This window comes from Streptomyces resistomycificus, assembly GCF_001514265.1.
Lineage (GTDB): Bacteria > Actinomycetota > Actinomycetes > Streptomycetales > Streptomycetaceae > Streptomyces > Streptomyces resistomycificus.
The window spans coordinates 705,930-718,508 of record NZ_KQ948989.1 but is presented as its reverse complement, the minus strand read 5'-3'; the positions used below and the strand labels follow the sequence as shown (position 1 = coordinate 718,508).

General features: G+C 70.4%; 12 protein-coding genes. 6 read left to right on the top strand and 6 right to left on the bottom strand.

The annotated features are described in order from the left end of the window. The first annotated feature begins 24 nt into the window (after positions 1–24). From AQJ84_RS08240 to AQJ84_RS08230, 3 genes are all read left to right on the top strand, one after another. A complete protein-coding gene (locus AQJ84_RS08240; protein ID WP_030044737.1) occupies positions 25–831 on the top strand; it encodes an MBL fold metallo-hydrolase in 807 nt (268 codons plus the stop codon). Position 832: 1 nt separating this feature from the next. After that, positions 833–1,243, top strand: coding sequence for a nuclear transport factor 2 family protein (locus AQJ84_RS08235; RefSeq protein ID WP_030044738.1), 411 nt, complete (start codon positions 833–835; stop codon positions 1,241–1,243). Between the two features lie 225 nt (positions 1,244–1,468). After that, a complete protein-coding gene (locus AQJ84_RS08230; RefSeq protein WP_030044739.1) occupies positions 1,469–2,203 on the top strand; it encodes a hypothetical protein in 735 nt (244 codons plus the stop codon). A gap of 143 nt (positions 2,204–2,346) precedes the next feature. On the opposite strand, the gene AQJ84_RS08225 is transcribed toward AQJ84_RS08230, so the two are convergent. Both AQJ84_RS08225 and AQJ84_RS08220 read right to left on the bottom strand, forming a co-directional pair. Then, positions 2,347–3,060, bottom strand: a complete 714-nt coding sequence (locus AQJ84_RS08225) for an SDR family NAD(P)-dependent oxidoreductase (RefSeq protein WP_030044740.1) — start codon at positions 3,058–3,060, stop codon at positions 2,347–2,349. 77 nt (positions 3,061–3,137) lie between these two features. Continuing rightward, on the bottom strand, positions 3,138–4,052 hold the full coding sequence (locus AQJ84_RS08220) for a helix-turn-helix transcriptional regulator (protein WP_051870260.1): 915 nt from the start codon (positions 4,050–4,052) through the stop codon (positions 3,138–3,140). 178 nt (positions 4,053–4,230) lie between these two features. On the opposite strand from AQJ84_RS08220, the gene AQJ84_RS08215 reads away from it, so the two are divergent. From AQJ84_RS08215 to pntB, 3 genes are all read left to right on the top strand, one after another. After that, on the top strand, positions 4,231–5,253 hold the full coding sequence (locus AQJ84_RS08215) for a zinc-dependent alcohol dehydrogenase family protein (protein ID WP_030044742.1): 1,023 nt from the start codon (positions 4,231–4,233) through the stop codon (positions 5,251–5,253). A 267-nt stretch (positions 5,254–5,520) separates the two neighbouring features. Next, positions 5,521–7,074 carry a Re/Si-specific NAD(P)(+) transhydrogenase subunit alpha gene (locus AQJ84_RS08210; protein ID WP_030044743.1) on the top strand — a complete coding sequence of 518 codons (1,554 nt, stop codon included), beginning with the start codon at positions 5,521–5,523 and terminating at the stop codon, positions 7,072–7,074. Positions 7,075–7,080: 6 nt separating this feature from the next. After that, positions 7,081–8,532 carry a Re/Si-specific NAD(P)(+) transhydrogenase subunit beta gene (gene pntB / locus AQJ84_RS08205; protein WP_053191989.1) on the top strand — a complete coding sequence of 484 codons (1,452 nt, stop codon included), beginning with the start codon at positions 7,081–7,083 and terminating at the stop codon, positions 8,530–8,532. Positions 8,533–8,749: 217 nt separating this feature from the next. On the opposite strand, the gene AQJ84_RS08200 is transcribed toward pntB, so the two are convergent. Genes AQJ84_RS08200 through AQJ84_RS08185 form a run of 4 tightly spaced genes read right to left on the bottom strand, consistent with a single transcriptional unit; the run spans position 8,750 to position 12,473 of the window. Continuing rightward, positions 8,750–9,952, bottom strand: a complete 1,203-nt coding sequence (locus AQJ84_RS08200; protein ID WP_030044746.1) for an acyl-CoA dehydrogenase family protein — start codon at positions 9,950–9,952, stop codon at positions 8,750–8,752. Between the two features lies 1 nt (position 9,953). Beyond that, positions 9,954–10,937, bottom strand: coding sequence for a 3-hydroxyacyl-CoA dehydrogenase NAD-binding domain-containing protein (locus tag AQJ84_RS08195; RefSeq protein ID WP_051870261.1), 984 nt, complete (start codon positions 10,935–10,937; stop codon positions 9,954–9,956). Next, entirely contained in the window at positions 10,934–11,680 is a 747-nt protein-coding gene (locus AQJ84_RS08190) for an acetoacetate decarboxylase (RefSeq protein WP_030044748.1), read from the bottom strand. The genes AQJ84_RS08195 and AQJ84_RS08190 overlap by 4 nt, the downstream gene beginning before the upstream one ends. A gap of 1 nt (position 11,681) precedes the next feature. Beyond that, the gene (locus AQJ84_RS08185) at positions 11,682–12,473 is read right to left on the bottom strand and encodes a crotonase/enoyl-CoA hydratase family protein (protein WP_030044749.1); all 792 of its coding nucleotides are present in this window, start codon (positions 12,471–12,473) and stop codon (positions 11,682–11,684) included. Positions 12,474–12,579: the final 106 nt, after the last annotated feature.

Below are 12,579 nucleotides of genomic sequence, written 5' to 3'. Positions count from 1 at the left end.
CCCCCTCACCGCAAGGAGTCACCCATGAGCCCCCTCTCCTTCAAGGTCCTCGACCTCGACTTCCCGGCAGGCAGCAAGAACAAGACCGCCACCCTCGTCACGGGTGAGAACGAGGCGTTGCTGGTGGACGCCGGCTTCACCCGGGCCGACGGCCACCGTCTGGCCGCCGAGATCCTGGACTCGGGCAAGCGGCTCACCACCGTCTTCGTCAGCCACGGCGACCCCGACTTCTACTTCGGCGCCGAGGTCCTCGCCGACGCCTTCCCGGACGCCGAGTTCGTCGCCACCCCGATCGTCATCGAGCACATCCGGCACTCCTACGAGGGCAAGCTGAAGGCGTGGGCCGCGCTCGGCCCCAACCTGCCGACCCGCCTGGTCGACCTGCAGCCGCTGACCGGCGGCCTCACCCTGGAGGGCCACCGCTTCGAGCTCAAGGGCGGCCCGGCCGGCCTGCCCGACCGGCACTACCTGTGGCAGGCCGAGCACCGCGCGATCCTCGGCGGCGTCCTGCTCTTCCAGCAGGAGCACGTCTGGGTCGCCGACACCCCGACCTCTGACGACCGCGCCTGCTGGGTCGACCTGCTGGACGAGATGACGGCGCTGGAGCCGGAGTTGGTCGTCCCCGGGCACCGTCTGCCCGGTACCGCGGCCGACGCCTCCGCCATCACCGCCACCCGCGACTACCTCCTGGCCTTCGACGAGGAGTTGGGCAAGGCGGCCGACGGGGCGGCACTGACCGAGGCGTTGGTGGCGCGTTACCCGGACAACGGGATGCTGATCGCCGCGCAGCTCGGGGCGAAGGTCGCCAAGGGCGAGATGACGTGGGGCTGACATGAGCGAGTTCGCCACCTCCGCAGCGCCCCGCGACGTGGTGCGCCGCCAGTATCTGGCCTCCGCGGCCGGTGACCTGGAGGCCCTGCGGGCCACCCTCGCCCCCGACGTGGAGTGGACGGAGATGGCCGGCTTCCCCCTCGCCGGCACCTACCGCACGCCCGACGGGGTCACCTCCCACGTCATGGAGAGGCTCGGCAAGGCCTGGGACGGCTGGACCGCCCACGACGACACCTACGTCGTCGACGGCGAGAACGTCGTCGTCCTGGCCCGCTACACGGCGGCCAACAAGGCCACCGGCAAGCCGATCGACGTCCGCGTCGCCCACCACTTCGTCGTACGCGGCGGCCTGATCGTGCGCTTCGAACAGTTCGTGGACACCGCCCTCGTCCGCGACGCCATGAGCGACTGACGGCGACGGTTGCGGCGGCGGCGAGTTCCGCTCACCGCCGCCGGAACCGTTCCTGCGGGGACAGCCGCCACCGCGGCCCTGGAGCGGGCGCCATTGGCGGTGCTCGACGCGGATGCGCCGGGAGGACTGGCGGCGTTGTCACCGTACCGGCTGAGTACGATCACCTGTGCCGGTCTGAGTACGCGAGTGGTTGCCCGCCCCGCGCCACGCCGGAAGGGTGGACACATGCGCCGACTTCTGCTGCTCGCCCCGCTGTTGTTGTTCACCGCCGGCTGCGGGGTGGTGCAGTCCTCCGAGGACGAGGCGACGGACGCCGCACGGGAGGTGGCCAGGAAGGCGGGCGAGCGGCTCTACGGCCAGCGTCCGCGCACGGCGGCGGAGGTAGGGCGATCCGCCTCCGGCATCGACGGGGTGGAGGTACTGCGGGTGACGGGTACCTCGACACACGACGGGGACGGCATCGACGTGGTCGTCCGCACGTCCGGCTCGGCGTACGACGGATGGCTCGACCCTCAGGAGGTCGCCGTGCGGCGCTGTTTCGCGGTGCGGGTGTCGCCCAGGTCGAAGTGGCGTGGGGATCCCCGTGACGTGGACTGCCCGGATGGCCCGCCGCTGACCTTCGCCCCGCCACCCGAACCGCCCCGGCTGCCGTACGAGGAGCTCCGCGCGAAACTCCTTAGGGTGCCGGACGGCGGCCGGGTGGACGAGGCCGAGGTCCGCCGTACGCTCGCCGCCCTGGATCTGCATCCGGCGATCCGTACCGAGGTGAAGGGGGACGGCGGCCGGGTCGGTGTTCTCCTGTCGGTGAAGGGCAACGGCTTCGACCCGCAGGACTGCCTTCTTGCCCGCGTGAGCCCCGGCGCCACCGAGGTGTGGGTGCCGCCCCGGATCCAGCGGATGCCCGGAGAGGGCGGCTGCACCGTCGGCAACGCCCTGGACCCGGCACCGTCACCGCACTGAACGGCGTGCCTGGCTCCCTCGGGCCACCGGCCCGCGTCTCCCATCAGGATCACGATCACCGGGACGACGTGGAAGAGCCGCTGGGCCCTGACCGCACGCGCCGACGTCCGCTTCGGCGCAGCGGTTGCCCACCCGACGGGCGGTCAGTCGAGCGGCACGCCCGTGTGGTTCTCCAGGACCCGGACGAGGCGCGCCTGGAACTCCTCGTTTTGCGACGCGGGATGCGGTGTCCGAGTCCGCTGGTGGTACCAGTAGCCGCCGGTCGCCGGGGTCACGTCGTGGTGGGTGGCGAGCCACACCTGCGTCCGGTGCCCGGCCGCCAGGTCGTCCGATGCGCCGGCACCTCCCATGCGGGTGGGCACCCAGCCGGGGTCGACCGCGTGACTGGAGGTTCCCTCCCACCGGGACGCGAAGGCTAGCGCGAGGGTGGTGACCCACAGTTTGGTGTCGTCGTAGGAAGCGGTCCCGGCGGCCGGCCGTCGCAGGTCGGTGGAGCCGGTCCGGTGCATGGAGCTGCTGAGGTAGATGAGCCTGGCCGGTTTGTCCATCAGGGCTGTCAGCAGGTAGGGCGCGACGGTGTTGACGGTGAACTGATCGGAGGAGTGCAGGACGCCGGCGTTGTGGATGACGGCGTCGAAGCGGCCGAACTCGCCGGCCTGCCGGGCAACCCCACGGATCTCGTCCGGATCGGCGAGATCCCCGACCACCACGCCCTTCCACCGGCCGGGGTCGTCCCCCTCGGTGAGCCGGGCCGGGTCGCGGACGTGGACGACGACGTCGTGCCCGTCGTCGGCCAACGCGTCCGCCGTGTTGCGCCCCAGACCGCTGGATGCCCCGGTCACCAGAACCAGTGCCATGTCAGACTTCTCCCCCACGTGCGGTGAAAACTGCGTCTCTCGCCACGGCCGTCGGCGGATCGTCCGCCCTCCTCCGGTCAGTGCGGAGGAGTGGTCGGTGGCCGCAGAGAAAGATCGGCAATGGTGTCCTGGGTGGCCGCCCAGGAGGCGAGCAGGTCGAGGCCCTCCGCGGAGGGTGAGCCGGGCTCGGCGGTGTAGACGGTGAGGGTGAGCCCGGGTTCGGCGGTGATGCCCAATGCTTCCCAGGAGAGGGTGAGGTCACCGACGACCGGGTGGCGGAAGCGTTTGGTGCCGGTGCCGTGCCGGGTGACGTTGTGGGAGCCCCAGCGGGTGCGGAAGGTGTCGCTTCGCGTGGACAGCTCACCGACCAGGTCGTGGAGGTCCCTGTCGTGGGGGTTGCGGCCGGCTTCGGCGCGCAGCACGTCCACGGTCATGTCGGCGGCGAGGTCCCAGTCGGCGTAGAAGCGACGGGCGGCGGGGTCCAGGAACTGGTATCGGGCGAGGTTCGGCGGCTTGGCGTGGCCGGCGTGCGTGTCGCTGAAGATGTCGCTGAAGAAGGCAAGGGTTAGTTGGTTGGCGGCCAGCAGGTCCAAGCGGCCGTTGACGACGTAGGCGGGGCCCGCGGTGACGGCGTCCAGGGTCCACTGCAGGCTCTTGTGCAAGGTCCGCTGCCTGCTGGAGCGCGGCCGGGGGCGGGCGAGGGTGTCGGAGCCTTCCTGGGCCTGGGCCAGATGGAGCAGGTGCGCCCGTTCCGCGTCGTCGAGCCGGAGGGCGCGGGCGACGGCTTCGAGCACGGCGGGTGAGGCGCCGGCGAGGTTGCCGCGTTCGAGCTTGGCGTAGTACTCGACGCTGACGTCGGCGAGGGTGGCGACCTCGCTGCGGCGCAGACCGGGTACGCGCCGCCTGGTACCGGCCGGCAGTCCCGCCCGCTCGGGGGTGATCTTGGCTCGTCGCGAGGTGAGGAACTCGCGGACCTCTTCACGGTTGTCCACACGACGACCGTACGGCCGCGCCCGCCAGATTGGGATGTACTGCCAGTACACCCATCGTCAGTGACTCGCTGCCCGCCCGGGACGGGGGTTACCTGGCTGCCGTGGTCTCTCCGCTCCGCCGTCGCCGGTGGCGCGGAGGTCACGAGCCGACACCCCCCGAAGACGAGGAGACGCAGACATGCGTGGAGTAGTCATGCACACGGCCGGAGACGTCCGGGTCGAGGACCGTGACGACCCGAAGATCATCGAGCCCACCGACGCGATCGTCCGGCTGACGGCGACCTGCATCTGCGGCTCCGACCTGTGGCCCTACCGCGGTGTCGAGCCCGCCGATCACACGAACATGGGGCACGAGTACGCGGGCGTGGTCGAGGAAGTCGGCTCCGACGTGAAGAACGTCAAGGTGGGCGACTTCGTCGTCGGGTCGTTCGTGATCTCCGACAACACCTGCGAGATCTGCCGCTCGGGCTACCAGTCCGGCTGCGCGCACCGGGAGTTCGTGGCGGGGACGATCGGTACGCAGGCGGAGAAGGCCCGCATCCCCCACGCGGACGGCACCCTCGTTCCCACGCCGGGACAGCCGGACGAGGACTTGATCCCCTCGCTGCTGGCCGCCTCCGACGTGCTCGGCACCGGCTGGTACGGCGCCGTCGCGGCCGAGGCCGGCCCCGGCAGGACGGTCGCGGTCGTCGGCGACGGCGCGGTCGGCCTGATGGCCGTCCTGGCCGCCAGGCAGCTGGGCGCGGAGCGGATCATCGCGATGTCCCGCCACCCCGAGCGACAGGAGCTGGCCCGGTTCTACGGCGCGACCGACATCGTCGAGGAACGCGGTGACGAGGGCGTCGCGAAGATCAAGGAACTCACGGGCGGGCTGGGCGCGCACTCGGTGGTCGAGGCCGTCGGAACCCAGGAATCGACGATGCAGGCGATCGGCGCCACCCGCCCGGGCGGGCACCTGGGCTTCGTCGGCGTCAACTACGACGTCACGATCAAGGGAATCGACCTGTTCTTCGCCGGCATTCACGTGGAGGGCGGCCCCGCCCCGGTGCGCCGGTTCCTGCCCGAGCTGATCCAGCTCATCTGGGACCGCAGGATCGACCCCGGCAGGGTCTTCGACCTCACCCTGCCGCTGGAGCAGGCCGCCGAGGGCTACAAGGCCATGGACGAGCGACGCGCCACGAAGGTTCTCCTCACCTTCTGAACCCGGCGTGCCGACACACCGACGCGGGACGGGTGGGCACGGTCGCCGGACCGACCCGTCCCACCGCGGCGTCAACCTCTGCTTCCCGACCGGCCATTGAGCACTCCAGCCTCGCAACCACCCGTATCCACAGGCATGACTCGGCAAGTCGGACGGGAACCTCGGGGTCGAACGCGAAGGATCCGGGCACCGATGGATGGACGGGCGCACGTAGCGCCGGGCGAACAGGCGCGGCGCCCACACGTTCACCGACGGGAGAGGCAGACGATGGTCCCACCGGAACCGGAATCCCAGCGGATAGGCATTGCCGCCGAGTCCACTGCGGGCGAGACGAGGGTGGCGGCGACACCCGCCACCGTGGCCGCACTTGTCGCGCTCGGGTACCACGTGGTCGTCGAACCGGGAGCGGGAGAGTCGTCCCGCTTCTCCGACGCGGCCTACGAGGAGGCGGGAGCCCGCATCGGCGACCCCTGGCCTGCGGAGATCGTGCTGAAGGTGAACGCCCCCTCGAACGAGGAGATCGGCCGGCTGAAGGACGGAGCGACGCTGATCGCGCTGATCGGTCCCGCGCTCCACCCGGAACTGGTCGAGGAGCTGGCGCGGCGGCCGATCACCGTGCTCGCCATGGACGCCGTCCCGCGCATCTCGCGCGCCCAGTCCCTGGACGTCCTCAGCTCGATGGCGAACATCGCCGGATACCGGGCCGTGGTCGAGGCCGCGCACGCCTTCGGCCGCTTCTTCACCGGCCAGGTGACCGCCGCCGGCAAGGTGCCCCCGGCCAAGGTGCTGGTCGCGGGCGCGGGTGTGGCCGGCCTCGCGGCGATCGGCGCGGCACGCAGCCTCGGCGCAGTCGTCCGCGCCACCGACCCCCGGCCTGAGGTCGCCGAGCAGGTGCGCTCACTGGGCGGGGAGTTCCTGGCCGTGCAGACCGGACAGCAGGCCAGTAGCGACGGGTACGCCAAGGCCACCTCCGACGACTACAACCGGCTCGCCGCGCAGCTGTACGCCGAGCAGGCCGCCGACGTCGACATCATCATCACCACCGCCCTCATCCCGGGCCGGCCGGCGCCGAAGCTGATCACCGCCGAGGACGTCGCCCGTATGAAGCCCGGCAGCGTGATCGTCGACATGGCCGCCGCGCAGGGCGGCAACGTCGCAGGGACGGTCGCCGACAAGGCGATCGTCACCGACAACGACGTGACCATCATCGGCTACACCGACCTGCCCGGCCGGCTCCCCGCCCAGGCCTCCCAGCTGTACGGCACCAACCTCGTCAACCTGATGAAACTCCTCACCCCCGGCAAGGACGGCCACCTCGTCCTCGACCTCGACGACGTCGTGCAGCGCTCGATGACCGTGGTCCGTGACGGCGAGAAGACCTGGCCGCCGCCACCGGTACAGGTGTCCGCCGCGCCCACCCCCACCGCGGCCCCGGAACCCGCCAACCTTTTCGACGTACCGGCGAAGTCCCCGCGCTCCGCTCGGTCCGGGTACGCGCTCGTCGGCGCCGCAGCGTGCGCGCTGTTCCTGGTGACCGCCTTCTCGCCGCCCCAGCTCATCGCCCACCTCACGGTCTTCGTCCTGGCGATCGTCATCGGCTTCTACGTCATCGGCCAGGTGCACCACGCCCTGCACACCCCGCTGATGTCGGTCACCAACGCGATCTCCGGGATCGTCGTGGTCGGCGCGCTGCTGCAGATCGGGCAGGCAAGCACCGCCGTCACCGTCCTGTCGTTCGCCGCGATCCTGCTGGCGAGCGTCAACATCTTCGGCGGCTTCGCCGTCACCCGCCGCATGCTCGCCATGTTCTCGAAGGGCTGATCACGGATGACCACCACCACGGCCGCACAGGCCGCCTACGTAGTCGCCGCGCTGATGTTCATCCTCAGCCTCGCCGGACTCTCGCAACACCGGACCTCCCGCTCGGGCATCGTCTCGGGCATCGCAGGCATGGTCATAGCACTGGCCGCCACCATCGCACTCGCCTCCCGGAGCATCAGCGCCACCGGCCTCGTGCTCATCGTCGTCGCGACGGCTGTGGGTGCGGGTATCGGACTGTGGCGTGCCCGGGTGGTCGAGATGACCGGCATGCCGGAGCTGATCGCCGTCATGCACAGCCTCGTCGGCCTCGCCGCCGCACTCGTCGGCTGGAACGGCTACCTCGACGTCGAGGCCGGGAGCCACGCCGGGCAGGAGATCACCGGTTCGCTGCTGCGCATCCACCACGCCGAGGTCTTCATCGGCGTGTTCATCGGCGCCGTCACCTTCACCGGCTCGATCGTCGCCTACCTGAAACTGTCGGCACGCATCAAGTCGAGGCCGCTCGTCCTCCCCGGCAAGCACGCCCTCAACCTCGGCGCGCTCACCGCGTTCGTCGTGCTCACCGCGGTGTTCGTCGCGCGCCCCCACATGGGACTCCTCATCGCGGTCACCGTGATCGCACTCGCCCTCGGCGCCCACCTGGTCGCCTCCATCGGCGGCGGCGACATGCCGGTGGTCGTCTCCATGCTCAACAGCTACTCCGGCTGGGCCGCCGCGGCCTCGGGCTTCCTCCTCGCCAACGACCTGCTGATCGTCACCGGCGCACTGGTCGGCTCCTCCGGCGCCTACCTGTCCTACATCATGTGCAAGGCGATGAACCGCTCCTTCCTCTCGGTGATCGCGGGCGGCTTCGGGGCCCCGGCCGCGGCGAGCGACGACACCGACCACGGGGAGCACCGGGAGATCAGCGCCGAGGAGACCGCGGGGCTTCTGCGCGACGCCTCCTCGGTCATCATCACGCCCGGCTACGGCATGGCCGTCGCCCAGGCCCAGTACCCTGTCGCCGAGTTGGCGCGCACGCTGCGCGAACGAGGCATCGAGGTGCGCTTCGGCATCCACCCGGTCGCCGGCCGGCTGCCCGGTCACATGAACGTGCTGCTCGCCGAGGCCAACGTGCCCTACGACATCGTCCTGGAAATGGACGAGATCAACGACGACTTCGCGTCCACGTCGGTCGTCCTGGTCATCGGCGCCAACGACACCGTCAACCCGTCCGCCGCCGAGGACCCGACCAGTCCCATCGCCGGAATGCCGGTCCTGCACGTCTGGGAATCGGCCCACGTCGTCGTCTTCAAACGCTCCATGGCCCCCGGATACGCCGGCGTCCAGAACCCGCTGTTCTTCAGGGAGAACAGCCAGATGCTCTTCGGTGACGCCAAGCAACGGGTGGAGGACATCCTGCGCGGCCTCGACGCCACCGACGCACCGGCCCGGGCCATGGCCGGCACGGCCCGGTGACCAGGAGGCAAGGTACTGAGGGGAGTTCGGCCCGACGTCACCAGGACCGGTTGAGCGTTCCGGAGCGTTGAGCGGCACGGCGTGCCCGTCCCGGCCTGTGACCTGCGCGAGCGGCGTCGACGCGCTGTGTCGCACACCGCAGGGGCCGTTCCTCGCGTCGTCGGATGCGAGGAACGGCCCCTGCGGCTCGTCCTGGCCGAGCCAGGGCGTCTGCGGCTCATACGAAGGCGCTCTGCCCGGTGATCGACTTGCCGACGATCAGGGTGTTCATCTCCCGTGTGCCCTCGAAGGAGTAGATCGCCTCCGCGTCGGCGAAGAACCGCGCGATGTCGTAGTCCAGCACGATCCCGTTGCCGCCGAAGATCTCCCGGCTCCAGGCGACGACCTCCCGCATCCGCGTGGTGACGAACGCCTTGGCCAGCGAGGAGTGTTCGTCGCGGAAGATCCCGGCGTCCTGCAGCCGGGCGAGCTGCACCAGCATGCCCCACGAGGCGGTGATGTTCCCCAGGCTCTTCACCAGCAGGTCCTGCACCATCTGGAAGCGGGCGATCGGACGGCCGAACTGCTCGCGCTCCTTGGCGTAGTCCAGGGCGAGTTCGTAGGCGCCGATCATCACGCCCAGCGCCTGCCAGGCGACCCCGCCGCGGGTGGCGCGCAGGATCTCCGCGACGTCGCGGAAGGAGTTGATGTTCTGCAGGCGGTTCGCCTCCGGCACCCGGACGTCGGTCAGGGTGATCTCGGCGTTCTCCACGATCCGGAAGGCGATCTTGCCCTCGATCTTCACCGGGTCGAATCCGGGCGTGCCCTTCTCGACGACGAACCCCTTCACGTGGTTGTCGTCGACGTCCCGTGCCCACACCACGACGTAGTCGGCGAAGGTCGCGTTGCCGATCCACTTCTTGGCGCCGTTGAGGATCCAGGTGTCGCCGTCTCGCCGGGCGGTGGTGCGCATGCCGCCCCCGACGTCGGATCCGCCGAGCGGCTCGGTCATGGCGAACGCGCCGATCTTGTCCATCGCGGCCATCTCGGGGAGCCAGCGGTCCCGCTGTTCCTGGCTGCCGCCGGAGTTGACGGAGTACATCGCGAGTCCGTTGTGGACGCCGAAGAACGTGGACACCGAGGCGTCGGTACGAGCCATCTCCATCGCCAGCATGCCGCTGAGCAGGTTGCTGACGGCGGGCCGGTGCTCGCCGTAGCCCTCGTAGGGCAGGCCGGCCAGCCCGCTCGCGCGGAAGATGCCGACGAGCTCCTTCGGGAACCGGTCCTTGCCCCAGTTCTCGTTCACCAGCGGCTTGACCTCGTCGTGCATGAGGGCGCGGGCCTTGAGGAGGATCTTGCGCTCCTCGTCCGGCAGCAGCGTCTCGTAGGCGTAGAAGTCCGCGACCAGCTGGTCGTCGAGGGGTTCCATGGTGGTGGTCATCTCAGTTCTCCTCCTTGTCGGCCTTGTCGGCGCGGTCCAGCGCGGACAGGACAGCGAGTTGCCTGCGGTCGCGCGTCTCGGTGAGTTCCGAGTACGTGGAGGAGCCGTAAGCCTTTTCCACGGCTTCGATGAGCCGTTCCTGTTCCTCCTCGTTCTGGGACGGGGTGCCGAGGTCCGCCCACATCTGCCGCATCGAGGCGCCGATGTGCCCGGCCATGTGCCGGTAGCCGCCGGGGCCACCGCCCAGGTGCGAGCCGAGGAACGGCCCGACCGTCGACCAGCGGATGCCGAGCGAGTTCGTCATCACCCGGTCGAGGTCCTGGGGGGTCACCACGCCCTGTTCGACGAGGTGGACCGCCTCACGGCTGAGCACGTTCTGCAGGCGGTTGCCGACGAAGCCGGGGATCTCCTTGCGCTCGACGACCGGGGTGCGGCCGACGCGGGTGTAGAAGTCCACCGCGGCCTGGACGGCGTCCTCGCCGGTCCGCTCACCGGGGACGACCTCGACCAGCGGGATCAGGTGCGGCGGGTTGAACGGGTGACCGATGAGGACCCGGCCCGCGTCGTCGAGTTCCGCGGTGAACGCGGTCGACGGGATCGCCGAGGACGAACTCAGCAGCAGTGCGTGCGCCGGCGCTTCGCGGACCAGGATCGCGAACAGGTCCTTCTTGAACTCGACGCGTTCGGGGCCGTTCTCCTGGACGACGTCCGCGTCCCGGACCGCCTCGGCGACATCGGCCGCGACGTGGACCCGGTCGGCGAGGCCCTCGACGTCCAGGCCCCGGGCAGCGAGGTGCGGGGCGAAGTCGTCCAGGGCCGCGGCGACGGCCTCGGCGAGGTCGGGCCGGGGGTCGGTCACCCGGACGGTCAGTCCGTGGCCGGCGAACAGCGCCGTCCACGACAGTCCGATGGTGCCGGCGCCGATCACCGCGGCGTTACGGAACTCGCGTGTCGTCAACTCCTGTGTCGTCAACTCCTGTGTCATGACGCCCTTCCTTCCAGGTAGTCGTAGACCGGCTTGACTCCGCCGAGCGTCAGGTCGGTGAGGATGTGGCTCGCGGAGACGACCTCCCGTACCGGCAGGTCGGCCAGTGGGGCGAGGACGTGCTGGAACAGCTGGAGCCTCGCCGGGCCGGTGTAGGCCCACTTGACCGCGATGTCGGTGATCTCGGTGCGGACGAGTTCCTGCACCCGTGGCGAACCGTCGTAGCCCACAACCGTCTTGAGCATGAAGGTCGGCACCGTGATCTGGGCCTCGGCCTCGCGCCGGTCGAGCTCGTGGTGCTTGTAGCCCATGGTCGCGGTGGCGACCCGCAGCGTCCCGTAGTCCAGGGAGCCGACCAGCACGCCGTGGTCGACGTAGAGGTTCGGCGCGCCGATCGTCTTCGGGTAGGCGCTGACCTCGCGCCCGGACGCGGTCGCGGGGAAGTTGTCGAGGTACATCGCGTGCAGGTACTCGCCCCGCTCGCCGTCGAGGCTGACCGGGATGGCCTGGCCGGACTCGGTGTAGGGGCCGTATCCGCTGACGTCGCCCATCCTCATGACCTCGAACCGGACCAACGGCTCGTCGATCCGCAGAGGTTCGGGGACGACGGTGCGCAGGGCCTCGGCGTCGGTGCGATAGACGATGTTGAGGTACTCGCGGTCGGTGAACCTCGGGACGACGGGCGCGAACGCCGGGCTGGTCAGCGGGGTGGTCACGTGTCGGCGGACTTCTTCGACCCTCATGTCACTCGCCCGTCCACTGCGGGGCGCGGCGCTCGGCGAAGGCGTTCATGCCCTCGCGGACGTCGGCCGAGGCCGTCAGGTCGCCCATCTCCTCGCGCTGCACGGCGAACGCGTCGGCCTCGGGCACTCCGTCGGCGGCGCGCACGATCCCCTTCACCGCGGCCAGCGCCAGCGGGGCGTTCATCGCGACCTGCTCGGCGAGTTGCAGCGCCACTGCGGTGGCGTCGCCCGTGTCGGTGACCCGGTTGACCAGGCCCAGGTCGCCGGCCCGGCGACCACTGACCGGTTCGCCGGTCAGCAGGAACTCCATCGCCAGGTGGTACGGGATCCGCTTGGGCAGCCGGATCACGCCGCCGCCCGCTGCGATCAGGCCGCGCTTGACCTCGGGCAGACCGAACCTGGCGTCGCCGGCGGCGACGATCAGGTCGCAGCCCAGGGCCAGTTCGAAACCGCCGCCCATGGCCCAGCCCTCGACGGCGGCGATCAGCGGCTTCGTCGGCCCCGCCTCGGTCAGGCCGCCGAAGCCACGGCCCGGCACCTCGGGCGATTCGCCGCGCAGGGCGGCCTTGAGGTCCATGCCGGCACTGAAGGTTCCGTCCGCGCCGGTCAGGACGCCGACGCGGAGCGCGGGGTCGGCTTCCAGTTCGTCCAGCGCGGCAGCCAGGCCGGTGGCGACCGCGGCGTTCACCGCGTTGCGCGCCTGTGGGCGGTCGATCGTGATCAGCAGGGTGGAGCCGATTCGTTCGGTGCGTATGTCGGTCCGTACGTCGGTGCGTACTTCGGTGGTGCTCATGGCTTCTGCTTTCTTCCTTCTGGCGGCGGGCAGGTGCCCTGTGCTGTTCGCCTGCTCGCCTGCTCGCCTGTTCGCTTGTTGCCTGTTCACCTGCTCGGTGGCCGGA

Excerpts from the sequence above, each read along its gene's own strand:
- AQJ84_RS08240 (WP_030044737.1), top strand. The coding sequence starts at position 25 with ATGAGCCCCCTCTCCTTCAAGGTCCTCGACCTCGACTTCCCGGCAGGC.
- AQJ84_RS08230 (WP_030044739.1), top strand. The coding sequence starts at position 1,469 with ATGCGCCGACTTCTGCTGCTCGCCCCGCTGTTGTTGTTCACCGCCGGC.
- AQJ84_RS08225 (WP_030044740.1), bottom strand. The coding sequence starts at position 3,060 with ATGGCACTGGTTCTGGTGACCGGGGCATCCAGCGGTCTGGGGCGCAAC.
- pntB (WP_053191989.1), top strand. The coding sequence starts at position 7,081 with ATGACCACCACCACGGCCGCACAGGCCGCCTACGTAGTCGCCGCGCTG.
- AQJ84_RS08190 (WP_030044748.1), bottom strand. The coding sequence starts at position 11,680 with ATGAGGGTCGAAGAAGTCCGCCGACACGTGACCACCCCGCTGACCAGC.
- AQJ84_RS08210 (WP_030044743.1), top strand. The coding sequence starts at position 5,521 with ATGGTCCCACCGGAACCGGAATCCCAGCGGATAGGCATTGCCGCCGAG.
- AQJ84_RS08195 (WP_051870261.1), bottom strand. The coding sequence starts at position 10,937 with ATGACACAGGAGTTGACGACACAGGAGTTGACGACACGCGAGTTCCGT.
- AQJ84_RS08200 (WP_030044746.1), bottom strand. The coding sequence starts at position 9,952 with ATGACCACCACCATGGAACCCCTCGACGACCAGCTGGTCGCGGACTTC.
- AQJ84_RS08185 (WP_030044749.1), bottom strand. The coding sequence starts at position 12,473 with ATGAGCACCACCGAAGTACGCACCGACGTACGGACCGACATACGCACC.
- AQJ84_RS08215 (WP_030044742.1), top strand. The coding sequence starts at position 4,231 with ATGCGTGGAGTAGTCATGCACACGGCCGGAGACGTCCGGGTCGAGGAC.
- AQJ84_RS08235 (WP_030044738.1), top strand. The coding sequence starts at position 833 with ATGAGCGAGTTCGCCACCTCCGCAGCGCCCCGCGACGTGGTGCGCCGC.